Here is a 23,127-nt window from a genome sequence, read left to right as displayed (position 1 = left end):
AGAACCGGGCTAGGCGTCATTATCTTCTACACTCCGAGCCAGACGACAGAAGTCTGCAACGGACAGTTCTTCCGCCCTCGCGGTTTCTAGAATCCCTACCTTTTCCAACAGCTGTTTAGGGTCGATCCCAAGCGGTTTCAGGCTTTGGCGCAGCATTTTGCGGCGCTGACCGAAAGCGGCGGCGGTGACCTTTTCCAGCACGGTCATAGTGGCGGGGTGGAGCGGCTCGGCACGTGGCCGTAGCCTCACGACCGTCGATGTGATCTTCGGCGGCGGGATGAAGGCCTTGGGGGAAATGTCGAAGAGATTTTCGGTTTCGCAAAGCCACTGTGTCAGGATCGACAGGCGGCCGTAGTTCTTGCTCCTGGGTTTGGCGGAGAGACGCTCGGCAACCTCCTTTTGGAACATCAGGGTCATGCCATCCAACAGGCCCGGAGTCTCATACAGGGCCGTTAGCCAGCGAATCAGGAGAGCTGTTGAGATATTGTACGGCAGGTTGGCGACGATCCGCCGGGGCGCCGGGCCCAGATCGGCCAGGTCGCAGGTCATGGCATCGGCTTCGATTACCGTTAAACGCCCAGGAAAGGCGTCGGACAGTTCGGCCAGGGCGGCCACGCAACGGCGGTCCCTTTCAACGGCTACAACATTGGCCGCGCCCTCCAGCAACAATGCGCGCGTCAGGCCGCCCGGACCTGGGCCGATCTCGATGGTTGTGCCTTTGCCACAGTCGCCGGCGGCGCGGGCAATTCGGCCGGTTAGGTTGAGATCGAGAAGAAAGTTCTGACCGAGGGATTTTTTTGGCTCAAGGCCATAGCGAGACAAAATTTCCCGCAAAGGCGGCAGGTTCGGGACGCTCCCGCTCACGCCGCGTCGACCCAACTACGCCGATAAGCCATTTGTCCCGCCAGTTTCAGAGACTCGATCAAGCTGATTGGCGAGGCCATGCCCTTGCCGGCGATACCCAGGGCCGTTCCATGATCCGGCGAGGTTCGGATAAAAGGCAACCCAAGCGTCACGTTGACACCACGGTCGAAGTCGAGAGTCTTGAGAGGGATCAAGGCCTGATCGTGATACATGCAAAGCGCGACGTCGTAGGTTTCTCGCGCGGCTGCGTGGAAAAGGGTATCGCCAGGGACTGGCCCAAAGACCGACAAGCCTTCCGCCTTCATGGCGGCGATTGCAGGATTGATGATCTCAATCTCTTCTCGGCCGATGTTGCCCTGTTCACCTGCATGCGGGTTAAGCCCCGACACAGCGATGCGCGGCTCGGCGATGCCGAAATCCCTTTTCAAGGCTTGAGCCGCGGTCCGGCAAGCCGTTTCAATAGCCTCGCGGGTCAAAAGATCTGGTACCTGGCTCAACGGTACGTGCACGGTAACAGGGATCACTCTTAAAGCCGGTGATACCAGCATCATCACAGGGCGATGGCCCGGACCCGCGAGCTCGCCCAAGTACTCCGTGTGGCCTGGGTGTGCGAAGCCAAAGTCCATCAGAGACTTCTTGTTGATGGGGTTGGTTACCACGGCGGCGGCATGCCCGTCCTGCGCCAAGGTCACCGCGCGTTCTATCGAGCGAATGATGGCGGGCGCATTGGCAGGACTGGGGTGACCCGGCGACGCCTCGTCGCGCACGACACCGTGGGAAAGTATCGGCAAAGCATCATTGAAACAGTTATGAGCCTGCTCCGGGCGCTCAATTTCCCTGATCGGTACATCCAGCCCAAGAGCCTTGGCGGATTCCGCGACCCAACGCGCTTCGTCCAAAAGGAAGAAGCAGGGCAACGCGTGACTTTCCCGGAGCAGCCAAGCCCTTAGTGTGATCTCGCTTGCAATCCCTGACGGTTCCCCGACCGTCAACGCCAGTGGCGCCAAGCGGCTTTTGGATCCCGCAGAGTTCATATGCGAATGTCCAGATCGGCGGAGCGTCGCAGATCGCGAAGATAACGGCGCGCCCGTAATTCAATCTGCTCCTGCACCAGGCGTTCTTCGACGCGCTTGCGATCAATGCCGCTGGAATCGCGGCCACAGACCACGGCAATAATCAAGGCATCGGCGCGCCGGAAGGGTGCGGATGCCTGGCCTACGGCAACGCCTTCGATGGCCCGAGCCACGTCAGGCGGCAAGTCTTGTGGCCGCTGCCGCCCCGTGTCGCGCACGACGGCATCCTCACCGGCTTCCTTGGCGAGTGTTTGAAGATTGGTACAGCTTTCAATTCGTGGCTGAATTGCAGCCAATTGCGCCATGCGCTGTTCGATGACCTCGGCACTGGTACCTGGACGCACAGGGAGCGCAATGGCGCGTGTATCGATCAACTGCTCACCTAAGCGGAAGGTTCGCTGATCTATCAGACCCACGATGTAGTAACCGGCGGTACCGCGGATGGGTCCTGCAAGTCCGTTCTTTTGCAGCCCCTGAACCGCGCGCGCAACCGCAGGATCGATCTGATCTAGCGTAACCCAACCCAAATCGCCGCCCACGGACGCCGTTGACGATTGCGAGAATTGCTTGGCCACGGCTTGGAACGGCGTGCCCTTGCGAATTTCATCGGCCAATCGTGCGATGTTCTCGCTAACTCTTGCTTCATCACCGGGATTGTCGACAGAAAGGAAAAGCTCGGCAATTCTGTATTGCAGCTGGCCGTCCTGGCCTTTCAACCGCTCGATCTCCGCGCCGATTTGTTCGTTGCTGATGGTGATTTGTCGCCTGATGCGGCGCTCCACCACGCCACGCCACGCCAACTCTGCCCGTGCCTGGTCCTTGACCGCGGTGGGCAGTACGTTGTTCTGACGCAACACTTCGGTGAACTGTTCAGGAGACATGTTGTTTCCCTGGGCGATGGCCGCAAAGGCTTCCTCTACCTCCTGTTCAGTGGGCTCGAGCGACAGACGTTTGGCTTCTTGAAGTTGAAGGCGCTCGTCGATCAACGCGCGCAGAACTTGCGGGGTCAAGCGTTGCCGAATTTCCGGAGAATCCTTTGCCCCGATGGAAGCGATTGCCAAACGCGTTCGCAGGCTCAGGTCAAGCACGCTAATGACATCATCGTTGACCACTGCCGCAGCACGCAGCGTGTCTTGCGCGCGAGCACTGTTCAACGCGACTGGCGCAAGCAGAAGGAGCGCCACTATCAGACCATAGGCTTTCTTCATTATCCCGGTTTCTCTCGTCCGTTCCGAATGTGTCGGTCTCGACAGGGCGGTTCCCTGCAGAGGCGTTCTCAAGGCGCAGTATCCCACAAAGTTTGGCGCAAACAAGGCACGCCTATTAACTGGAGACGCCGCCAAGGTGTTTGAAGACAACCTCGAAGAGAATTGTGTCCGAAGGCTTCAGATCGCGATCGTTGAAGAATTCCCGCTCCGCGCGCAACCGCAGATCAAAACATTCGTCATGATATCGAATCTGTCCGCCATAGGACCTTGTCTCATCTTCGTCGAGGTCTCGCAAATAGGTCACCCCCGCTGACCAGAACTCGTTTATCTGGGTGGAGAATCCAAGGCGAATTTCCTCCGAGTCCTCGGGGCCAGAGCCAGTGTCGTCTAGCGTTGCCAATGTGTATTGAGTCGTGAAGGTGTAGGCGGGCGGCCCTATGCTTGCAGAGAAGTCGTGACGCCGACCCTTCAACGAATCTTTATCCAGGCGGAAGCGGTAGCGCGTCCTGAAGGTCGGATCGGGTTCGAAGGCTACGCGACCGACGAAATCCGAGAGATCATCCTCCAGTCCCGATCCCGCCTCGAAGTCACTGCCTCCCAGGAAACGGAAGGATTGGCCGAAGAAGACCTCGCCCCAACCGAAATCCGGTGATTCCGCTGTCCAGCGGAGCGCATAGTCGACGCGGCTACCGCTGGAGACACGGTCATCACCTGGAAAGCGATTGAGCGAAAACAGGTTGCTGTCGTCAAACTCGACATCGCGACTGTCTTCGTTTGGAATGTCACCGTCGTTGAAGCCCTCCGGCGAGGCAACCACCTGTATGATTGGCTCCAGCGTTTGGGCGAAGTCCTCCTGATAACTCACCCACGGATAGCGCCATTCCACGGCCACTTGCGGGAAAAGCCGTCCGGCAAAACCATCTTGCGTGTTGACGCCCGGTCCCGGCGTCACGTCCTCGCCAACCTTATCGACGTCATTGCCCCAGTAGAGATCGCCGGAGAGTGCCGCTTTGATGCGGTAGAGGTCGCCCATCTCTCCGGCATAGGGCATCTCCCACTGTCCATGCAGTGACAGACGGCGTGAATCCTGGCCTTCTTCTCGCAATATGTTCAGCATACCGGCATCGATGCTGAAGAACGCACCACGCTCATCCGGTTCGCCGATAAAACTGTACTGAAGTTCCGGAAGGACGATCGGCGCTTCCTCGTCGTCGTCCTGCGCGCGCTGACCGTCGAAAAGAAAGGCGTTGAGCGATCCGTAATCCCTGCCTTCAAAATACTCGACCGTGCCTCGGCTGGTCAGTGTTCGGTCGTTGGTAAAATCGAATTCGCGCAGATAAGTATCGTCGGCGGATTGCTTGATGTCGAAGCTCGCCCGGTAGTTCGGGGTTATGCTGAACTCGCCTTCGGCAAAAAAGTGCCCACGGAACTGGTTTTTATCCACTTTTCCGTTTCTCGTCATGTCATCGAGGGTCGCACTGCCGCTGACCGAAAACTCACCCGACGTCATGATCTGCCGATACTCGGCGGTCATCAACAAGCCCTGCTCGGTCGTGAAGATAGGGGCAAGTGTCAGATCCTTGTCTGGGCCGATGGTGAAGAAGTAGGGGACTTCTATCCCATGACCCATGGCGTCGGAGTGATGATAGCGAGGCGCTAGAAATCCGGACTTGCGATCAACGGTCGGGTCGGGGTGTTCCAGATAGGGGGTATAGAGAATCGGTACGCCGAACATCTCCAACCAAGCGTCGCGATACTGAATCACCCGTTCTTCCTGATCATGGGTGACTTCAGCGGCTTTCACCTGCCAAAGCGGTGCGCGGGTGGGGTCGTCGCGACATAGCTCACAAGGACTGAAGACAGCTTTGCGGAAGGTCGTTTCACGGTCGCCTTGGCGAACGCCGCTGGCGGCGGCCAGTCGTGATCGATCGGTCAGCAATGCACGAACGTCGCGAATGAACCCTTCCTTTAGATCGCTGGTCAACTCGATGTACTCGGCGAAAATCAACTCGCCTGAGGGTTCGATCAACGTGATGTTCCCGCTTGCGGTGACGACATCGTTACGCATGTTGTAGCTGATGGCGTCCGCCTTCAGCACTCTGTCACCCTGGGATATCTCCACATTTCCGCGCGCCGTGGCGACCCCCAGCGACTCGTCATAAGTGACTTCGTCGGCGCTCAGCAAAGCTGGGGTATCTGAATCCAATTCGGGAAGCGGCATGGTCGATTGGCCCAGAGCAAGGCCAGGAAGGAACACCAGCCCAAAGGCTACGGCTGAAGCCATTAAGTATTCTTGGAGCCGTCTTCCCCACATTCTGCTATTCATCCCCGCGCATTTTCCCCTAACTGACTTCCATCTTAACCGTCTTCCAGATGGAGCAGTAACGCAATCCCCAGCATCAAGGAAACACCAGCCGGCGTCCAGGCTGCTAGCACGATAGGTATTTTAGAGGTGAGGCCAAGCACAAAGACGATACTGCTTGCTATGTAGAGAAGGAAACCGGCACCTAGCCCTATCAGCATCAAAAGAATCACGCGCCCACGGCGATGGGGCCGCAGGGATGTCGTTGCGGCAAGCAGCACCATTGCAGCAAAAAGCGCTGGCATGGCCAGAAGGCGATGCCATTGAAGTTTATGGGCGCGCGCAGGAAAACCGGCGTCTTGTAACTGATCGATAAAGCTCGGAAGACTCCAAAAGGAAATAGTTTCCGCCTTGGCAAAACTGTTCTCCAGCCTCTCGAACTCCAGTTTGCTCGGAATCAGCAGACGATTCACGAGAAGCGGTTTTTCTCCCGGCCAGTTCTTCCAGGCCTTCTCAAGGCGCCAGCCATCCGGAGTCAAGGTCGCCTTTCCGGCATCGTAGCGCCCTTCGAACCGACCCGTGCGGTCAAAGCGAAAGACAATCAATTCGTCAAAAATCGACGTGTCTCGATCAAGCGCGGAAGCATGTAAGATGTAGTAGCCCCCGCCTGCCGGCTCGGTAAGGTCGGGTTGGCGAATCCAAAGTCCCGAATTGGACAGATTAAGAGCCTCAGTCCGGTTTTTCAGAATTTTTTCTTCCGCAACCTGAAACCGTCCGTAGGTAGCGGCGGCAATGGGATTGAGGATCGTGATGATCAGCAGGCCGATTGCTAGAGCGCTGACAACGACTGGCAGCAAAAACTGCCAAACGGATACGCCGGCAGCGCGCAAAACCACCAGCTCATTCTTGCGCACCAGACGCCAGAATGCTCCGAGGCTGGCAAAAAGCAAAATAAAAGGCGAAACCTCTTGCAGGATAAAGGGGAGCTTCAACATTGAAAAATTGAGCACCACGAGAAAATCGACACCCTCGCGACGCCCCAAGCGATTCATCAGGTCAACGACGCCGGCAAAAACCACAATGGTTCCGATCGCGAGAAACAGCAGCGCAACCCAGGTCAGAAAAATGCGGGCAATGTAGAAACATACGGTTGGCGATAACCGACGACCGCCGGTGACGTCGACGCGTTCATCTAAGTGCGTCAGCCCGAGGATACTCATGACGGCACCGACACAAGAGGCTTGCCGGTCGTGCCTCTGATACCGGCGATCAGAATGAATCCCGCGGCAAGCGCTGGCAAAAGGCTAATCGCATAGATCAGGGGTGCAAGGAATGTGTCCTCCTCGATGAGCGAATGCGATCCAAAGCTCGCGGCATCGAGCGCGCCGACGATTATGACGGCTACGGCCAAACGATTTGTTTGCCCACGTCGATTATAGTCACCCGATAAGAGCGCCGATAAGGCGAGCAGGATGAACGTCATGCTGAGGAAGGGACTGGCAAATCGCTTGTGCGCTTCGGCGGTCAGTCGAGGCCTGACCTGGGGATCGTTGTCGGATGGGTGTATACCCGGCCCAACCAGTTCGGAGAGGTAGCGCTCAGCGGGGTCGGGCCAGCGCATTTCCAGTTGTTTGCCAAGCTGCGTCAGTTCCAATGTGTAGCGATCGAAGTAGAGCAGCGCGAGCTGTCCGGTTTCCTGGTTCATCTCCTGGCGATTGCCCTTCAACATGACGACCTTTGGTCCGGCGTCGGCATCCGCGATAAAGCCACGATCGGCCATCATGGTAACAGGCTTGCCTTGGGTCCTGGTGTCATGCACCAGGATTCCTTGAAGAGAGCCGTCATCCAGCCGGTCGCGGATATAGACCGTCAAACCGTCCGTCACGTCGGTAAAAACGCCTTCTTCGATCAGCACTGCGCTCAATTCGGTCTGAAGCAAAGTGCGCGTGTCCTTGAACGCGCGGTAGGACGCCGGTTGCAAGTAGAACGCAACGAGATAGTTGGCGAGCGTCAGGACGATGCCGAGATAGAGGGCAGGGCGAGCGATCTGTAATGGACTGAATCCCGCGGCGCGCATCACGACAAGCTCACTGTCGTTTGCCATTTTATTGTAAATCACCAGAACGGCGGCAAAGCCTGCCAATGGCATGACAATGCTAATGAATGCTGGCGCGAGCAGGGCGATCAGGTAGAGGAACGAGGCGATGTCGATGCCCTGATTGACGATTAGCTTGATCAAGCGCAGCGACTGACTAAGCCATACCGCAAAGGTCAGCGCCAAAAGGATGACCAGAGTCAGGAAGACGAGCTGGCGTAGAATATGACGTTCCAGGTTGGTCATTAGCCGCACTATAGGGAATCGACGGGCATGAAAATAGCAACAAAGAGTATCCTTGATCCACGCCTTGGTGCATGCCTTGATTGCATCCGAGGTTAAGGCCAGCTTTCGGGCAGGTAATCATGCTACCTGCCCGGCGCCCGTCGCCGGACCAAACAGCCAAGGCATCGAGAACAGAGGACAGTTATGAAAATCACTTTCGCTAACCAGGATCTTCCCAAAAGCGGTGCGGCAATCGTTTATGCCCTCGCCGGACGCAAGCTATCGGCCAGCGCCGCCCAGCTCGACAAACAGCTTGCCGGGGCCCTTACCCGCGCAATGGCCAACAGCCGCTTCAAGGGCGACAAGGGGCAAACACTTGAGGTTCTGGCTCCGGGGAAAGGCGACCTGACCCGCGTCTTGTTGTTGGGTATGGGAGCGGCAAAGGATATCACCGACCTGATGATCGAGAATGCGGCCGCCAGCGCCGTCAAACGTCTCAATAGCAGCGGCGAAAATGAAGCGACGCTGATCGTCGACAGTCTTGCTGCCGGACGTGACACCGGCGCCGACGCCGCGCGCTCGGCCTTTGGTGCGCTCTTGGAATCCTACCGGTTCGACAAATACCGCACGAAAGAGAAGCCCGACGCGAAACCGACACTCAAAAAGCTTGTTGTAGCGACCGAACCGCATAAGGAAGCGAAGAAAGCCTACGCCGCGTTGGAAGAGATCGCAGCAGGTGTGTTCACGACTCGCGACATCGTATCGGAGCCCGCCAACATCATCTATCCGCAAAGCTTCGTCGCAGAGGCCCGCAAGCTTGAGAAATTGGGCGTTGAGATCGAAGTGCTGGGCGAAAAGGAAATGGCGAAGCTGGGAATGGGATCGCTGTTGGGCGTCGGTCAAGGCTCGGCGCGGGAGTCCCAGTTGCTGATCATGCGCTGGAACGGACTTGCCGCCATCGGCAAGGCGAAAGCCAAGACTGCGAAGGCTGCCAAGGCGGCGAGTGACGCGCCTCTGTTGGTGGTCGGAAAGGGAGTCACCTTCGATACCGGCGGTATCTCCATCAAGCCAGCCGGCGGAATGGAGGACATGAAGTGGGATATGGGTGGCGCCGGAACCGTCTTAGGACTGATGAGGGCGCTTGCGGGGCGTAAGGCTAGAGCCGATGTCGTCGGGATATGCGGCCTCGTGGAAAACATGCCCGACGGCGCGGCTCAGCGCCCGGGCGATGTGGTGACATCCATGTCGGGCCAAACCATCGAGGTGATCAACACCGATGCCGAAGGGCGTCTGGTTTTGGCCGATGCCTTGTGGTTCGGCCAAGAGAAGTTCCAGCCCAAGGCGGTCATCGACTTGGCAACCTTAACGGGCGCGATCATCATCTCGCTGGGGCATGAACACGCAGGGCTCTTCTCCAACGATGACGGTCTTTCCGATCAGCTGTTGGAGGCAGGACTGGGGGTTGGCGAGAAGCTCTGGCGGCTTCCGCTGGGTGAGGCTTATGACAAGGCGATCAATAGCGATATCGCCGATATGAAGAATACCGGGAATCGCGCCGGCGGCTCCATAACCGCGGCCCAGTTCCTGCAGCGCTTCATCAAGCAGGGCACACCCTGGGCGCACCTGGATATTGCTGGCGTGGCCTGGACCAATGAGGCGAGGCCGACGGTGCCCAAGGGCGCGACGGCCTTTGGTGTGCGTTTGCTGGATCGACTTGTCGCCAAGAACTACGAAAGCTGAGTAAATCCGGCTGTCCTCCGGATCATGGGGGGCAGCCGGGTCTCACTCCCAGCCGGAATACGCCTAACATGACCGAAATACGCTTTTATCACCTGCAACGCTCGACCCTGGAGGAGGTACTGCCAACCATGCTGTCGCGCAGCCTGCAACGCGGCCAGCGCGCTGTGGTCATGGTGCGTTCCGAAGAGCGGCTCGATGCGCTCAATAGCTGGCTTTGGACCTACGATACCCGGTCGTTCCTACCGCATGGCACCAAAGCGGACGGGCATGCTGAGGAACAGCCGGTCTGGCTAACCTGTGCGGATGAGTGTCCCAACAATGCCGAGGTGTTGTTTTTGACCGATGGCGCCGAAAGCGCGGCACTGGATCGCTTTGCTTTGGTGGCGGAGTTGTTCGATGGCCGCGACAACGCTGTCGTCGCCGCTGCCCGGTCGCGTTGGAAAGTTTATCTCGACGCCGGGCATGCGCTCACCTACTGGCAGCAGGACGAAGATGGCCGGTGGCAGGAAAAGGGGCGATCAGGCGCCTGAGCCTCGGAGGAAAAAAAAGCGCGCCAGTCTGTCAACGTTTCGCTTGGAGGCGCGCCGCCTTGGCCCGCCGGACGCCAAGGTTCGTTTCGCGGTGAACGATATAGATACCGCTGGCTACCAGTACGGCGGCACCAACCCAAATGTTCCAACCTGGCAAGTCGCCCCATAGCAGATATCCATAGATAACCGCCCAGAACATTGCCGTATATTCAAAGGGGGCAACGATGGAAACGCTGGCTGCGCGGAAGGCAGCCGTCATCGTAAGCTGCGCGCAACCGCCAATCAGGCCAATGGCGATTAGCAGCAGGAGATCGGGAAACGTCGGTGTGACCCAGAAGAAGGGCAGGAGCAATCCAGTGGCGACCACCGATGTCAAAGAATAGTAAAAAACGATTGCGGCATTGGTTTCCGTACGGCTGAGTTTGCGCACGAAGATCAACACCAGGGCGTAGCAGAATGTCGCACCAATGGCGATCAGGGCCAGCAAACCAAAGACCCCCGATCCCGGTTTCACCATGATCAGAACGCCGACAAAACCGACCAGCAGCGCCGTCCAACGCCGCAAACCCACCTTTTCCCCGAGTAGCGGAATGGAAAGAGCAGTGACGAAAAGTGGCGCTGCGAAGGATATGGCGACGAGATCGGCCAGTGGCATGTATTTCAGGCAGTAGAAAAAGCTCATCAAGGCCATCAGACCGACGAGGGAACGCCCCAGATGGCCGCGCAGATTCCGGGTTTTCAGATCACCGATGTTACCGTCCCGCAAAACAACGAATGCGATTGGAAAGAAAGCGAACAGCGATCGGAAGAACACCACCTCGATGACAGGATAGTCGTCGCTTACGTACTTTACGCTGGCATCCATCGCCGACAGAAGCGCTATGGCCAGCAGCATCAGGACGATGCCCTTGGCAGCATTGTCTTCGGTCCCCGTACGCGGGGCGAGAATCTTATTTGCGGTCGTGTCTCGGTTCTCCGCAGTCATCCTGTTGCGCTCCAACAAATGTAGGACGACAAATTAACGGATTGTGCGGGTGCAAGCTGCGCTAATTACGCAGGTCTTGATCCCGCGCCCAACAGGTGCGGCGCTATCAGGACGCAGTTTCCTGTTCGAGGAGCGCCTGTGCTTCCAGCCACTGTATTTCGGAACGTTCCAGCGCCTGTTTGATGTCGGCGTGCTGGCGTTGCAGGTCCGAGAGTTTTGCGGGCGAGCCTTTGTAGATCTCTGGATCTGAAAGCCGCGCTTCCAGAATTTCCAACGCTTTGCCGAGTTTCTCCATGCGCTGTTCCGAGGTCCGGACGCGCTTCTTGATATCTGCTACTGCGGCACGCCCCAAGGCAGCATCCTGCCGGTCGGTCTTTCGCTGCCTTGCCGGTTCCTCCGCCGCCATATCGTTGCCATTCGCACCGCCACGCTTGCTTCGCTCCAGCCGTCGTTGTTCCAGAAGAAGTTGACGGTAATCGTCCAGGTCTCCGTCGAAGGGTTGCACTTTGCCCTCGTTGACGATCCACAAACGGTCCGCGACCAGCTCGATGAGATGGGGGTCATGGGTGACAAGGACCAAAGCACCGTCATAGGCGTTGAGTGCCTGGATCAGCGCTTCGCGGCTATCGACATCCAAATGGTTTGTTGGTTCGTCCAGTAGAATCAGTTGCGGCGCGTCGCGCGTCATCAAGGCGAACAGCAATCGCGCCCGCTCCCCGCCGGATAACTTGCTCACGGAGATATCGGCTCTCGCTTGGCCGAAGCCAAACCGCCCAAGCTGGGCCCGCAGCTTCGTCTCGGTGGACATCGGCGAAAGCCGCTCGATGAGTTGCAGGGGCGTTGCTTTGAGGTCCAGTTCTTCCGCCTGTTCCTGAGCGAAATAACCCACTTTGAGTTTGGGCGGCTTGACGAGCCGTCCTTCCATGGGCTTGAGGCGGCTCGAGAGTAGCCGCATGAAGGTTGACTTACCGTTGCCGTTGGCACCCAGCAAAGCGATGCGATCATCCATGTCGATACGCAGATCGAGACCGGAAATCACCGGCTTCTTGCCGTAACCGACGCTAGCGCCCTGTAGTGAGATGATGGGGGAGGACAGCGGCTCAGGTGTCGGAAAATCGAAAGATACCGTGCGCTCGTCGACGACGCTGGCGATGGGTTCCATGCGCTCGAGCATCTTAACGCGAGACTGCGCTTGACGCGCCTTGGACGCCTTGTAACGAAAGCGCTCGATGAAACTCTCGATATGCCGACGTTGAGCAATCTGCTTTGCCTGCATCGCGGCTTGGCGTGACTGTCGCTCGCGCCGGGTGCGCTCGAAGGTATCGTAGTTGCCGCTATAGAGTACCAGCCGCTTTCCCTCGAAATGCAGAATCCGCTGTGCCACAGCGTTCAGCAGGCGGCGGTCGTGCGATACCATCAGCAATGTACCTGGGTAGGATTTCAAGTATCCCTCAAGCCAAAGCGTGGCTTCCAGGTCCAGATGATTGCTGGGCTCGTCCAACAAAAGCAGGTCTGGCCTGGAAAACAGAAGTGAGGCCAAGGCGACACGCATTCTCCAGCCACCGGAGAACTCTGAGATCGCTCGTTGTTGCGCAGCTTCGTCAAACCCGAGCCCTGCCAGAATGCGCGCCGCTCGCGCCGGAGCCCCGTGCGAATCGATATCGGCGAGGCGCGTATGAATCTCCGCTATTCTGTGAGGATCCTTGCAGTGGATTGCCTCTTCCAGCAGGGACGCGCGCTCGCGATCGGCGGCGAGGACGATATCGATCAGGCTGTCTTCGCCTTCTGGCGCGTGCTGGCGCAAAAGTCCCATTGAAAGGCCGCGCGGGAAAGACATCGACCCGCCATCGAAAGCCAGTTCGCCCATAATGGCTTTGAGAAGCGTTGATTTGCCCGCACCGTTACGACCGACGATGCCGATGCGCTCGCCGTCGTTGACAGCCGCCGTCGCGCCCTCAAGCAGGACGTGACCGGATACGCGCAAGGTAACTTCGTTCAGGTGTAACATGGCGCGCTGTCTAACACGGAGGCAGCTTGGCCGCAAAGCCCCCTCGGCGCGGAGTCGGACGTGCTGGGTGACTTCCAGCGCCAAAGGAAAAGCATTTGCGGTTGCCGCAACGCAGCGAAGCGGCTATACCACGCCCGCATTTACGAGTCGGAGTGCGGTTTGGCGCGCCCGATTATCCCTTCACGCTATAGACGAGGAGAGGCGAAGGCCATGGCCATCGAACGCACCCTTTCGATCATCAAGCCGGACGCGACCCGGCGCAATCTGACAGGCAAGATCAATGCACGTTTCGAGGAGGCTGGCCTGCGTATCGTAGCGCAGAAGCGTCTGCAGTTGAGCCGTGCACAGGCCGAAGCCTTCTATGCCGTGCATAGTGAGCGGCCGTTTTTTGGCAGCCTCTGCGAATTCATGACCTCTGGGCCGGTTGTGGTTCAGGTGCTGGAGGGTGAAAGTGCTGTTGCGAAGAATCGCGAAGTCATGGGAGCAACCAACCCCGCCGACGCCGCGCCGGGCACCATTCGTAAGGATTTTGCCGAGAGCATCGAGGCAAATTCGGCGCACGGATCGGATTCTTTGGAAAATGCAGCGATTGAGATCGCTTTCTTCTTTTCGGGAATCGAAATCGTCGGCTAATAGAGCCGTATAAGAACTCTTTTACGAGCTACCCCTGGCGACGAAGGAAAAAGGCGGGTGGAGATTCCACCCGCCTTTTTTCGTCAACGACTTGCCGGCGATGATCAGGCGATGATTGCCACAACCAGAATGAACAGCAGTACAGCCACTACAGCGGTCCCGATGGTGCCGCTGCGGATGAAGCCTTCATAAGACTTCTGGCGTTCGCGCGTCAGATCCTCATATGGCATTTTATCCCCCAAAGCAGAAACAGTGAATCCTGCGGATTTTCTAGCTTGTGCAGGATGCCAGGGCAAGTGAAAGCATGTAGATGAACTAACTGCGTGCCGGGCTGACAAGCGGCGACAGAGCCGTGGTGTGACCAGCGATACGGCAGGTATCCCCGGTAACCGTCACCATCCCACGAGCGACCAATTCCAGACACCAGGGATAGAGTAAATGTTCTGCCTCCAGGACCCGGCTTGAAAGACTATCCGGGTCGTCACCGTCAAGCACTGCTACGGCCGCTTGACCGATAATTGGGCCGCTGTCCATTTCGTGACGCACGAAGTGCACGCTGCAACCATGTAAGCGCATGCCAGCGTCCAGCGCGCGCCGATGCGTATCCAATCCCGGAAACAATGGCAGCAGCGATGGGTGAATATTGATCATCCGGTCACGCCAGTGATCCACGAACTCCGGCGATAAAAGACGCATGAAACCCGCGAGACAGATAAAGCCCGTGCCGCTTGATTCCAAAATTTCGGTCATCGCGCGATCGAAGGATACTTTGTCTGGGAAATCGCGTGGTTCGATAACCGCTGTTGAGATGCCTGCGGCCTGGGCACGAAACAAACCCTGCGCGTCGGGGCGGTTACTGACGACCATAACGATCTCGGCCGGAAAATCGGGAGCTCTACAGGCGTCGATCAAAGCCTGGAGGTTACTCCCGCGTCCAGAAATCAGGACCGATACTTTCAGCTTGCCGGCCACGCGGTATCGCCCCCGGTATAGTGGACTTCAGGCGCGGCATCGGTCTGAGCCGCCTCGATGCAACCGATCTCGACAATCTCCTCTCCGTTGGCCGCCAACACATCGGTCACTGAACCGACGGCGTCTGCGGCGACCACCAGGATCATTCCAATGCCGCAGTTGAAGGTTCGAAGCAGTTCCTGACGCTCAAGATTTCCCACGTCCGCCAGCCAGGCGAAGAGAGGGGGCAACGTCCAGCTATCAAGGTCGATCTTCGCAGCAACGCCTTGCGGCAGAACGCGCGGGAGGTTCTCGGTCAGGCCGCCGCCGGTGATATGCGCCAGCGCCTTGACGCCGCCACGCTCGATGGCCGCAAGGCAGCTTTTTACGTAGATCCGCGTTGGCCGCAATAGGACATCACCCATTTGAGTTTGTGTCTCAAAGGGCGCAGGGTCGCCATAGTCAACGCCACTGTTCTCAACCAAACGACGAACCAGTGAGTAGCCGTTGGAATGAAGTCCACTCGAACGCAGTGCAAGTAGAACGTCGCCGGGCGCGACCGTCTCGCCGGTCAAGAGCCTGTCGCGCTCGACGGCGCCGACTGTGAAGCCGGCCAAATCGTAATCGCCGCTCTTATAGAGGCCGGGCATCTCGGCGGTTTCGCCGCCGATGAGTGCGCAGCCGGCCTGCCGGCAACCTTCGGCTATGCCGCTGATAACGTCGCGTGCTTCGTCGACCTGCAGCTTGCCGGTGGCGAAGTAGTCAAGAAAGAACAGGGGTTCGGCTCCTTGCACCACAAGGTCGTTGACACACATGGCGACCAGATCGATCCCGACGCTGTCGTGCTTGCCGCAGTCGATAGCCACCTTCAGTTTGGTGCCGACACCATCGGTGCTGGAGACCAGGATTGGGTCCCTGTAACCGGCTGCTTTCAGATCGAACAATGCGCCAAACCCGCCCAACCCGGCACCAGCGCCCAAGCGCGCCGTGGACTTGGCCAACGGCTTGATCGCATCGACCAAGGCGTTGCCAGCATCGATATCCACGCCAGCGGCTTTGTAGCTTTCGCGGCTCATCAACCCACTCCCAAAACAGGCCTTTAATCATTAAAGGGTAATTTACCCCAACCGGGGCATTACCCCCATGACTCTCCGCTACAGGCTTGCTAGCCTGAATGTCTCGCGGACAATAGCGAAACAGGACTGCTTTGCAATGACTCTCCGCTTTCTTTCCCGTATCCGGGTATTGGGGCTCTATTTCCTGGTGACGACAGCCGTTGCCGTCTTCACTTTTTCCATCGCGCGTGCGCAGATCGGTGGTGTGTACGACGTGCTTGGCGTACAGGTGGATGTAACGGCCGATTCGGCCACTGCCGCGCAGCGCGAGGCGCTACAGCGCGCCCAGCAAGACGCCCTTGTGGCTTTGATGGAACGTTTGGTTCCGCAGGAAGAAAGAGTGCGCCTGCCGCAGCTGACGGCAGGTCTTGCAGAGCAATTATTGAGCGATTTCCAGGTCGTGCAGGAAAGCCGTTCGGATGTGCGTTATCTGGCGACGGTCAACGTCCGCTTCGTGCCTCAACGGGTTCGCGAACTGCTACAGTCCATCCCGGTTCCTTTCGCCGAAACCCAGAGTAAACCCCTGGTTGTCGTCCCGCTTTACGAGGCGGGAGGTACGCAGTTGCTTTGGTCGGAGGCCAATCCCTGGATGCGTGCCTGGGCGGCGCAACCCGGACCCGGTGGGCTGGTTCCCTTGATTATGCCTTTAGGCGATCTGGGCGACATTGTCGCCATCGACGCGCCACGTGCGGCAGCGGGCGACGCGGCGGCTCAGGAGGCCATAGCGGCTCAGCACGGTGCCGTGGGCGCTCTTCTTGTGCGTGCGACGGCGGACAGCGCGACAGACCCGAGCGTACTATCGGTTTCGGCACCGGCGCCGCGTCAGGGTCTTTCGGGCGTATCCTTTACTGTAAGGCGTGAGAGCGGGGAGGCCGTCGAAAGCTTCTTTTCCCGCGCAGCTGCACGGGTTGCCAGTTCTCTGCAAGAGGACTGGAAGCTTGGAAACACGATCGCGTTCGATCGCCGGAACAGCTTGGAAGCCGGGGTCGACATCTTTGATTTGCAGCAGTGGGGGCAGGTCGTTCAACGCCTCGAGAAGGTAAACTTGTTGGCCTCGCGCCGCGTTTTGCGCATGACCCGCACGATGGCGGATCTGCGCCTTGAGTATTTCGGCGACCCTCAGCGTTTGCGTGTCGCATTCAATCAGGCCGATTTGGTGTTGGTCGGTGAACCCTCCATTGGGTGGGTTATCGGGCGGTCCGAGGACGCATCCCGCTTGTCGCCCCCGCGTTTGCGCGTCGCAACCCCGAATGGTGGCGTGACGACGGGGGATCAGGCGCCTGCCGTACAGTGAAAGCGCTGCTGACGACCCTGCCGAACACGATAACGATGCTGCGGTTTTGCAGCGTACCCTTCGTGCTCTACCTTCTGCTGCTAGGGTATTATGAGGCCGCATTCTGGGTCTTTCTCGCCGCAGGCGTTTCAGATGCGGTCGATGGTCTGCTGGCGCGTGTACTCAATGCAAGGTCGAGTTTTGGGGCCTATGCGGACCCCCTTGCCGACAAAGCCTTACTGATCGTTTCCTCGATAACGCTGGCTTGGTTGGAGTTACTACCGCTCTGGTTGGTATTCCTGTTGGTGTTTCGCGACCTCTTGATCATTGGTGGGGCGGTAGTGTTCCAAGCGCTCAGTCAGACGCTGACCATGCAACCCTTGCTGATAAGCAAGCTGAACACGGCAGCTCAGATCACCTTGGTGGCCGCGGTAATGGCGCAGGCGGCAGGCTTCATTCTTCTCGGCGGGTTGGAGCCGACGCTGATTTATCTGGTGGCCGGAACCACCTTCCTTTCAGGGGGCGCTTACGTAATAGTGTGGCTCCGAAAGGCTATGGCACTGGAGGATCGGACGTGACCGCGGAAAAGCAGATGCGTGTTTGGCTGATCGGCGCGGCGGTGTTTATCGCCTTGTTGTTCCTCTTGCGGGGCGTGCTATTGCCCTTTGTCGCCGGAATGGGCGTAGCCTATCTGCTTGATCCTGTGTGCGACCGGTTGGAGCGGATGGGCTTGTCGCGGACCTTGGCGACCGTCCTTGTGATGGCAGTCTCATTGGTTATTTTCATCCTGTTTCTGCTGCTTCTGGCCCCATTGATCGTCAGTCAATTCCTCGATTTTTTGGCACAGCTCCCCAAGATCGTCGACAGCTTGCGGGCGCAGGTCGAGAACCTGATGGCGCTGTTGCGCGATCGCCTCGATCCAGAGACCCTGTCGCAGCTTCGCGAAAGTCTACGTGGTTCCGTTAGCTCCGGCGTTGCCTGGATGACCGACCTGCTTGGCGGTGTGCTGTCGGGTGGCGTGGCCCTGATCAATCTTCTGTCCCTGCTGTTCATCACTCCGATCGTCGCTTTCTATCTATTGCGCGATTGGGACGTGATGGTTTCGCGGGTCGATGATTACCTGCCGCGCCGCCACCGCGACACGATTCGCGAATTGGTGCGGCAGGCCGATGAGACGCTGGCTGGCTTTGTGCGCGGACAAGCGGCCGTTTGTTTCGTCCTGGGTTTATTTTACATGATCGGGCTTGTTGCCCTGGGATTGGAATTTGGCTTTGTCGTCGGCTTGCTTGCCGGTCTCCTTACCTTCATTCCCTATGTTGGTTCGCTGACCGGCTTGGTGCTGTCGGTCGGTTTGGCTATAGCCCAGTTCGATGAACCCTGGCGTATCGCAGCCGTGGCCATTCTTTTCTTCGTCGGCCAGGCGGTCGAAGGCAACTACTTAACGCCAAAACTTGTCGGGGAACGAACCGGCCTGCACGCTGTATGGGTGATTTTCGCCTTGTTGGCCGGTGGGGCGTTGTTTGGGTTCTTAGGCGTTCTTCTTGCCTTGCCAGTAACAGCGGTCATCGGTGTGCTGGTCCGTTTCGGCTTGCAGCGGTACCGGCAGAGCGCGCTATTTGGAATCGAGGATGAAGCCGAATCCAAAAAAGCAGAGGGGGGTATGTGAGTCAGCTAGCCTTCGACCTGGCCTACAGGGCCGCTAGTGGCCGCGAGGACTTTCTGATCGCGCCCAGCAATGCCGACGCCCTCGCCTGGATCGACCGTTGGCCGGATTGGCCGAGCGGGAGGATGGCGATACAAGGCCCCCCGGATTGCGGCAAGAGTCACTTGATCGCGGTATGGCGCGAAGTGTCCGCCGCGCGTCTGCTTCAGCCACAGGATCTTTCGGTAGAGGCGGTGCCGGCGCTGGTTGCGGATGCGACCGGACTGGCATTGGACGACGCCGACGCCGTGGCCGGTCTGCCCGAGCGTGAAGCGGCTTTGTTTCATCTGATCAATCTAGCTGCCGAAAGTGGATTATCTCTTTTGTTTGCGGCGCGCGAAGCGCCGAACCGTTGGCCGCTGGCGCTGCCGGATCTGCGTTCGCGCCTTGCGGCAACCGGTTGTGTCGCGATCGAGCGGCCTGATGACGACCTGATGGCGGGCCTGCTAGTAAAGCTTTTCCTTGATCGCCAGACGCCGTTGGACCCCGAGGCGGTGACCTATCTGGTGGCGCGCATGGAACGCTCCTTTTCGGCGGCACACCGGGTCGTGGTGGCATTGGACCGGGTGGCATTGGCGGAACGGCGGCGGGTAACCGTTCCGGTCGCCCGCCGGGTGCTGCAGGAGCAGGGGATGCTGTAGGCTGCAGCCAGTTCGAACGGCGTTTTCTGGAGTGGCAATTGTCGGGAAAATTTTTTGGTAGGAGAGGTGTGGTTATGGATTTGGGAATTGCGGGTAAACATGCCTTGGTTTGTGCGGCTAGCAAGGGTCTAGGGCGCGCTTGCGCAGAGTCGCTGGCGGCCAATGGCGTCTCCTTGACCATCGTTGCGCGGACGCAGGAAACCCTGGAGCTGGCAGCGCATCAGATCGTCGAGGCCAGCGGCGTCAAGGTCACGGCGGTCGCGGCAGACATCACGACGCCCGAAGGGCGGGCCAAGGCACTGGCTGCCTGTCCCCAGGTCGATATCCTGGTCAACAACGCGGGCGGTCCTCCGCCGGGCGATTTCAGGAACTGGGAGCGGGCCGATTGGATCAAGGCGCTGGAGGCGAACATGCTGACGCCCATTGAACTGATCAAGGCAACCGTTGATCCGATGATTGAGCGCGGATTTGGCCGGATCGTGAATATAACCTCGGGCGCGGTTAAATCGCCCATTGAGACGCTGGGGTTATCAAACGGCGCGCGTGCCGGACTGACCGGGTTCGTGGCCGGGCTCTCCCGCAAGACCGTCCGTCACAACGTGACCATCAACAATCTATTGCCCGGTCCGTTCGAGACCGATCGGTTGCGTGCGAACATAGAAGCGGCGGCAAAAGCTTCCGGCCGCGATCCTCAGGAGGTTTGGAACGAACGCAAGGCGGGCAATCCGGCGGGTAGATTTGGCGATCCGGCGGAATTCGGCGAGGCTTGCGCGTTCCTTTGCTCAGCGCGGTCCGGCTTTATCACCGGGCAGAACTTGTTGCTTGATGGCGGCGCCTTCAACTCAACATTTTAGAGGACGGTCCGGTTGGTCTAGCCCCGGTCGGGGATGGCGACTTCAAGCAGCCTTCCGCAACCTTCTTCCAGCGCCGCCCAAGTTGTGATCTCCAGATTCAGCACTGCTAGAGCGGTTGGCGGGAAATCGCGGTAGAGAGGCGCGTCGGCCACCGCCTCGCCGCTGCCCGCCAATGTGATTGCCAGGGATTGAATTCCGGGGTTATGGCCGACGATTAGCAAGCTGTTGGTCGTCTCAGGTAAAGTGCGCATCAGCATTATCATTGTCTCGGGCGTGGCCAGATAGAGGCTCTTGAGATACTGAACCTCGAGAGATTCAATAAGACGTTCCACGCTGTCCTCGTAGGGTTGCAGGGCAGGGGCTATCACGGCCCAGGTTTCCTCTGCACGCTTGGCGTTGGAGCACAGCACCATATCCGGCCGGTAGTCTTGATCACGCAGGTAGTAAGCAACGAGAGCGGCCGTTTTGCGTCCCCGGTCGGTGAGCGTCCTGGCAAAATCGGACGAGCCGCGACTAGCGGGGCGAGCTTCCGCATGACGTAACAGATAAAGCCGTTTCAATTGCGGATGCACCTTCCTATGTGAAATTTGCCATTTCTGTCTAAAAGTGGCTGGATCGTCATGATTCTGTTCCAAAACTGGTCTATGATCAAAGCATTACGGCGAAAAAGAGGTAACTAAGGTGAGAAACGTTCAGGAATCGCAGGTTCGTGAAAAGCATCAAGCGGCAATTGTCGATGATGCCGCCGCAAGTGATTTGCCTGTGCCTGATCGGAACAGTGCCGAACGCTTCATCAATCGCGAACTTTCCTGGCTGGCCTTCAACGAGCGTGTGCTTGAGGAGGCAACCAACCCATCGCATCCATTGCTCGAAAGGCTGCGGTTTCTTTCGATCTCGGCCAGCAATCTGGATGAATTCTACATGGTGCGCGTTGCCGGTCTGAAGGGGCAGGTCAGCGCGGATGTGGCGATGCCAAGTCAAGAAGGGATGACACCGGCGCAGCAATTGGCCGCGATCAACGCCAAGGCAGCGGGTCTGATGGCCCATCAGCAGAGGGTCTGGGTGGAGTTGCGCGAGGAGCTGCGCGAGGCCGGTGTGGATGTCCTGGAGACCAAGCATCTGACCGATGCCGAGCGGCAGTGGCTGGAGCGTTACTTCATCGAGGAAGTTTTTCCTGTTCTGACACCGATTGCTGTCGATCCGGCGCACCCCTTTCCTTTCATACCCAACCTGGGTTTCGCGATGGTGTTGGAGCTATTGCGTCGGGAGGATAACAAGAGCCTGACCGGGTTGATGATTCTTCCCAACCAGGTTGACCGCTTCATTCGCTTGCCCGGGGCGAAGGCTCGATTCATTCGGCTCGAGCAGGTGGTGCGCCTTCACCTGGATCGCCTTTTCCCCGGCTTTGAGTTTCAGGATTACGGTTACTTCCGCATCCTCAGAGACAGTGACATGGAAGTCGAGGAGGAGGCCGAGGACTTGGTGCGCTTGTTCGAAACCGCGCTCAAGCGAAGGCGCCGTGGCAGCGTCATTCGTATGAGTGTCGACAGCGATATGCCACCTAGTCTGCAACGCTTCGTGGCACGCGATTTGGGTGTGGACGCCAGCGACATTTTTTCACTCGATGGTCTGATCGGGCTGGTGGACACCAAGCAGTTGATCTTGCAGGAGCGGCAAGACCTGCTGTTCGAGCCTTACAACGCACGCTTCCCGGAGCGTATTCGTGATTTCGGCGGCGATTGCCTCGCGGCGATCCGGGACAAGGACATCCTGGTCCACCATCCGTACGAGAGCTTCGATGTCGTGGTGCAGTTTCTCCGCCAAGCCGCCCGCGACCCGCAAGTCGTTTCCATAAAGCAGACGCTTTATCGTACGTCGGAGGATTCGCCGATCGTGGCGGCTTTGGCGGAAGCCGCTGAAGCCGGAAAATCCGTGACCGCGCTCGTGGAACTGAAGGCCCGCTTCGATGAAGAACGGAATATCCGTTGGGCGCGCAATCTGGAGCGTGCCGGCGTGCAGGTAGTCTATGGCTTCATCGACCTGAAGACCCATGCAAAGGTGAGTCTTATCGTGCGCCGGGAAGGCGGTGGCCTGCGCTCGTATGTCCACTTCGGCACGGGCAACTACCACCCGATAACAGCGAAAGTTTACACAGATCTCTCGTTTTTCACCTGCGATCCGGCATTGTGTCGCGATGCCGGGAAAATTTTCAATTACATGACCGGGTATGCCAGACCGCACCAGTTGGAAAAGGTGGCACTGGCGCCCATAGCATTGCGCCAAACGTTGCTGCGTTTGATCGCCGAGGAAGCGGAACATGCAAAGGCCGGCCAGCCAGCGGCGATTTGGGCCCGGGTGAACTCGCTGGTTGATGGCGAAGTTATCGATGCGCTTTACGATGCTTCCCAAGCGGGCGTTGAAATCGACCTTATCGTGCGCGGCATCTGTTGCTTGCGTCCCGGTATCAAAGGCCTTTCGGAACGTATTCGGGTGAAATCCATCGTCGGACGGTTTCTGGAGCACAGCCGTATCGTCTGCTTCGGCGCGGGATATGGGCTGCCGTCACCACAGGCAAAGGTCTTCATCGCTTCCGCCGACTGGATGCCGCGCAATCTGGACCGTCGGGTCGAGACGTTTATTCCCATCGAAAATCCTACCGTGCACCAGCAGATCCTCGACCAGATCATGATCGCCAACCTGAAAGATGAGGCTCAGTCCTGGACATTGCGCGGGGATGGTGCCTACGAACGTGTGCCTCACGACAGCAAGTCCTTCAGTGCGCACCGTTATTTCATGACGAACCCAAGCTTGTCCGGGCGCGGCAGCGCCTTGAAAAACGACAAAACGGCACCTCGATTGTTGCTCGATTGATCCGCCACGAAGCTCCATAATCCGTCGACGGGATTCGCGAGAGGGAAGGCCAGAACT

The 23,127-nt window shown here is 58.4% G+C and carries 21 protein-coding genes; 9 read left to right on the top strand and 12 right to left on the bottom strand.

What is annotated here, in order from left to right; translation table 11 throughout:
• Positions 1-9 precede the first annotated feature (9 nt).
• From rsmA to lptF, 6 genes are all read right to left on the bottom strand, one after another.
• Positions 10-864: a 16S rRNA (adenine(1518)-N(6)/adenine(1519)-N(6))-dimethyltransferase RsmA gene (gene rsmA, locus FHR98_RS06615; RefSeq protein ID WP_183415865.1), complete on the bottom strand. Its 855-nt coding sequence runs from the start codon at positions 862-864 to the stop codon at positions 10-12.
• Positions 861-1,898, bottom strand: a complete 1,038-nt coding sequence (pdxA, locus tag FHR98_RS06610) for a 4-hydroxythreonine-4-phosphate dehydrogenase PdxA (RefSeq protein ID WP_183415864.1) — start codon at positions 1,896-1,898, stop codon at positions 861-863. The genes rsmA and pdxA overlap by 4 nt, the downstream gene beginning before the upstream one ends.
• Positions 1,895-3,145, bottom strand: a complete 1,251-nt coding sequence (locus FHR98_RS06605) for a peptidylprolyl isomerase (RefSeq protein ID WP_183415863.1) — start codon at positions 3,143-3,145, stop codon at positions 1,895-1,897. The genes pdxA and FHR98_RS06605 overlap by 4 nt, the downstream gene beginning before the upstream one ends.
• Before the next feature lie 115 nt (positions 3,146-3,260).
• Entirely contained in the window at positions 3,261-5,429 is a 2,169-nt protein-coding gene (locus tag FHR98_RS06600; RefSeq protein ID WP_183415862.1) for an LPS-assembly protein LptD, read from the bottom strand.
• Positions 5,430-5,503: 74 nt separating this feature from the next.
• Positions 5,504-6,667, bottom strand: coding sequence for an LptF/LptG family permease (locus FHR98_RS06595; RefSeq protein WP_183415861.1), 1,164 nt, complete (start codon positions 6,665-6,667; stop codon positions 5,504-5,506).
• A complete protein-coding gene (gene lptF / locus FHR98_RS06590; protein ID WP_183415860.1) occupies positions 6,664-7,788 on the bottom strand; it encodes an LPS export ABC transporter permease LptF in 1,125 nt (374 codons plus the stop codon). Before lptF ends, FHR98_RS06595 begins: the two co-directional genes overlap by 4 nt.
• Positions 7,789-7,971: 183 nt before the next feature.
• Between lptF and FHR98_RS06585 the strand changes: the two genes are divergently transcribed.
• Both FHR98_RS06585 and FHR98_RS06580 read left to right on the top strand, forming a co-directional pair.
• Positions 7,972-9,507 (top strand): leucyl aminopeptidase, encoded by a 1,536-nt coding sequence (locus FHR98_RS06585; RefSeq protein WP_183415859.1) that lies wholly within the window; start codon positions 7,972-7,974, stop codon positions 9,505-9,507.
• A 68-nt stretch (positions 9,508-9,575) separates the two neighbouring features.
• Positions 9,576-10,037, top strand: a complete 462-nt coding sequence (locus tag FHR98_RS06580) for a DNA polymerase III subunit chi (protein ID WP_183415858.1) — start codon at positions 9,576-9,578, stop codon at positions 10,035-10,037.
• Positions 10,038-10,068: 31 nt separating this feature from the next.
• Here the strand turns inward: FHR98_RS06580 and FHR98_RS06575 are convergent, their stop codons facing one another.
• Together FHR98_RS06575 and FHR98_RS06570 are read right to left on the bottom strand one after the other, a co-directional pair.
• The gene (locus tag FHR98_RS06575; RefSeq protein WP_183415857.1) at positions 10,069-11,022 is read right to left on the bottom strand and encodes a DMT family transporter; all 954 of its coding nucleotides are present in this window, start codon (positions 11,020-11,022) and stop codon (positions 10,069-10,071) included.
• Positions 11,023-11,128: 106 nt separating this feature from the next.
• Positions 11,129-13,030 carry an ABC-F family ATP-binding cassette domain-containing protein gene (locus FHR98_RS06570; RefSeq protein ID WP_183415856.1) on the bottom strand — a complete coding sequence of 634 codons (1,902 nt, stop codon included), beginning with the start codon at positions 13,028-13,030 and terminating at the stop codon, positions 11,129-11,131.
• Between the two features lie 210 nt (positions 13,031-13,240).
• Between FHR98_RS06570 and ndk the strand changes: the two genes are divergently transcribed.
• Positions 13,241-13,663, top strand: coding sequence for a nucleoside-diphosphate kinase (gene ndk / locus FHR98_RS06565; protein ID WP_183415855.1), 423 nt, complete (start codon positions 13,241-13,243; stop codon positions 13,661-13,663).
• Between the two features lie 104 nt (positions 13,664-13,767).
• On the opposite strand, the gene FHR98_RS06560 is transcribed toward ndk, so the two are convergent.
• From FHR98_RS06560 to purM, 3 genes are all read right to left on the bottom strand, one after another.
• The gene (locus tag FHR98_RS06560; RefSeq protein ID WP_183415854.1) at positions 13,768-13,893 is read right to left on the bottom strand and encodes an aa3-type cytochrome c oxidase subunit IV; all 126 of its coding nucleotides are present in this window, start codon (positions 13,891-13,893) and stop codon (positions 13,768-13,770) included.
• Between the two features lie 85 nt (positions 13,894-13,978).
• The gene (purN, locus tag FHR98_RS06555; RefSeq protein ID WP_322091221.1) at positions 13,979-14,635 is read right to left on the bottom strand and encodes a phosphoribosylglycinamide formyltransferase; all 657 of its coding nucleotides are present in this window, start codon (positions 14,633-14,635) and stop codon (positions 13,979-13,981) included.
• Positions 14,620-15,690 (bottom strand): phosphoribosylformylglycinamidine cyclo-ligase, encoded by a 1,071-nt coding sequence (gene purM, locus FHR98_RS06550; RefSeq protein WP_183415853.1) that lies wholly within the window; start codon positions 15,688-15,690, stop codon positions 14,620-14,622. Before purM ends, purN begins: the two co-directional genes overlap by 16 nt.
• Positions 15,691-15,826: 136 nt before the next feature.
• Here purM and FHR98_RS06545 point away from each other — a divergent pair, with 136 nt between their 5' ends.
• The 5 genes from FHR98_RS06545 (at position 15,827) to FHR98_RS06525 (ending at position 20,199) form a co-directional block, all read left to right on the top strand.
• Positions 15,827-17,023, top strand: coding sequence for a DUF8605 domain-containing protein (locus FHR98_RS06545; RefSeq protein WP_183415852.1), 1,197 nt, complete (start codon positions 15,827-15,829; stop codon positions 17,021-17,023).
• Positions 17,020-17,580 (top strand): CDP-alcohol phosphatidyltransferase family protein, encoded by a 561-nt coding sequence (locus tag FHR98_RS06540; protein WP_221205764.1) that lies wholly within the window; start codon positions 17,020-17,022, stop codon positions 17,578-17,580. Before FHR98_RS06545 ends, FHR98_RS06540 begins: the two co-directional genes overlap by 4 nt.
• Complete coding sequence (locus FHR98_RS06535) at positions 17,577-18,668, top strand: AI-2E family transporter (protein ID WP_183415851.1); 1,092 nt, start codon at positions 17,577-17,579, stop codon at positions 18,666-18,668. Before FHR98_RS06540 ends, FHR98_RS06535 begins: the two co-directional genes overlap by 4 nt.
• Complete coding sequence (locus FHR98_RS06530) at positions 18,665-19,345, top strand: HdaA/DnaA family protein (RefSeq protein ID WP_183415850.1); 681 nt, start codon at positions 18,665-18,667, stop codon at positions 19,343-19,345. Before FHR98_RS06535 ends, FHR98_RS06530 begins: the two co-directional genes overlap by 4 nt.
• 74 nt (positions 19,346-19,419) lie before the next feature.
• Positions 19,420-20,199: an SDR family oxidoreductase gene (locus FHR98_RS06525; RefSeq protein WP_183415849.1), complete on the top strand. Its 780-nt coding sequence runs from the start codon at positions 19,420-19,422 to the stop codon at positions 20,197-20,199.
• A gap of 17 nt (positions 20,200-20,216) precedes the next feature.
• Here the strand turns inward: FHR98_RS06525 and FHR98_RS06520 are convergent, their stop codons facing one another.
• Positions 20,217-20,759, bottom strand: coding sequence for a SixA phosphatase family protein (locus FHR98_RS06520; RefSeq protein ID WP_183415848.1), 543 nt, complete (start codon positions 20,757-20,759; stop codon positions 20,217-20,219).
• Positions 20,760-20,928: 169 nt separating this feature from the next.
• Between FHR98_RS06520 and FHR98_RS06515 the strand changes: the two genes are divergently transcribed.
• Positions 20,929-23,070, top strand: coding sequence for an RNA degradosome polyphosphate kinase (locus FHR98_RS06515; RefSeq protein WP_437126626.1), 2,142 nt, complete (start codon positions 20,929-20,931; stop codon positions 23,068-23,070).
• Positions 23,071-23,127: the final 57 nt, after the last annotated feature.

Origin of the sequence: Limibacillus halophilus, from assembly GCF_014191775.1 — a bacterium.
Lineage (GTDB): Bacteria > Pseudomonadota > Alphaproteobacteria > Kiloniellales > CECT-8803 > Limibacillus > Limibacillus halophilus.
The sequence above is the reverse complement of the archived record's forward strand: the minus strand, read 5'-3'. Positions and strand labels throughout refer to the sequence as shown.

Excerpts from the sequence above, each read along its gene's own strand:
- FHR98_RS06600 (WP_183415862.1), bottom strand. The coding sequence starts at position 5,429 with ATGGCTTCAGCCGTAGCCTTTGGGCTGGTGTTCCTTCCTGGCCTTGCT.
- FHR98_RS06560 (WP_183415854.1), bottom strand. The coding sequence starts at position 13,893 with ATGCCATATGAGGATCTGACGCGCGAACGCCAGAAGTCTTATGAAGGC.
- FHR98_RS06545 (WP_183415852.1), top strand. The coding sequence starts at position 15,827 with ATGACTCTCCGCTTTCTTTCCCGTATCCGGGTATTGGGGCTCTATTTC.
- FHR98_RS06525 (WP_183415849.1), top strand. The coding sequence starts at position 19,420 with ATGGATTTGGGAATTGCGGGTAAACATGCCTTGGTTTGTGCGGCTAGC.
- lptF (WP_183415860.1), bottom strand. The coding sequence starts at position 7,788 with ATGACCAACCTGGAACGTCATATTCTACGCCAGCTCGTCTTCCTGACT.
- FHR98_RS06605 (WP_183415863.1), bottom strand. The coding sequence starts at position 3,145 with ATGAAGAAAGCCTATGGTCTGATAGTGGCGCTCCTTCTGCTTGCGCCA.
- FHR98_RS06570 (WP_183415856.1), bottom strand. The coding sequence starts at position 13,030 with ATGTTACACCTGAACGAAGTTACCTTGCGCGTATCCGGTCACGTCCTG.
- FHR98_RS06585 (WP_183415859.1), top strand. The coding sequence starts at position 7,972 with ATGAAAATCACTTTCGCTAACCAGGATCTTCCCAAAAGCGGTGCGGCA.
- FHR98_RS06595 (WP_183415861.1), bottom strand. The coding sequence starts at position 6,667 with ATGAGTATCCTCGGGCTGACGCACTTAGATGAACGCGTCGACGTCACC.
- pdxA (WP_183415864.1), bottom strand. The coding sequence starts at position 1,898 with ATGAACTCTGCGGGATCCAAAAGCCGCTTGGCGCCACTGGCGTTGACG.
- FHR98_RS06580 (WP_183415858.1), top strand. The coding sequence starts at position 9,576 with ATGACCGAAATACGCTTTTATCACCTGCAACGCTCGACCCTGGAGGAG.
- ndk (WP_183415855.1), top strand. The coding sequence starts at position 13,241 with ATGGCCATCGAACGCACCCTTTCGATCATCAAGCCGGACGCGACCCGG.
- purM (WP_183415853.1), bottom strand. The coding sequence starts at position 15,690 with ATGAGCCGCGAAAGCTACAAAGCCGCTGGCGTGGATATCGATGCTGGC.
- FHR98_RS06575 (WP_183415857.1), bottom strand. The coding sequence starts at position 11,022 with ATGACTGCGGAGAACCGAGACACGACCGCAAATAAGATTCTCGCCCCG.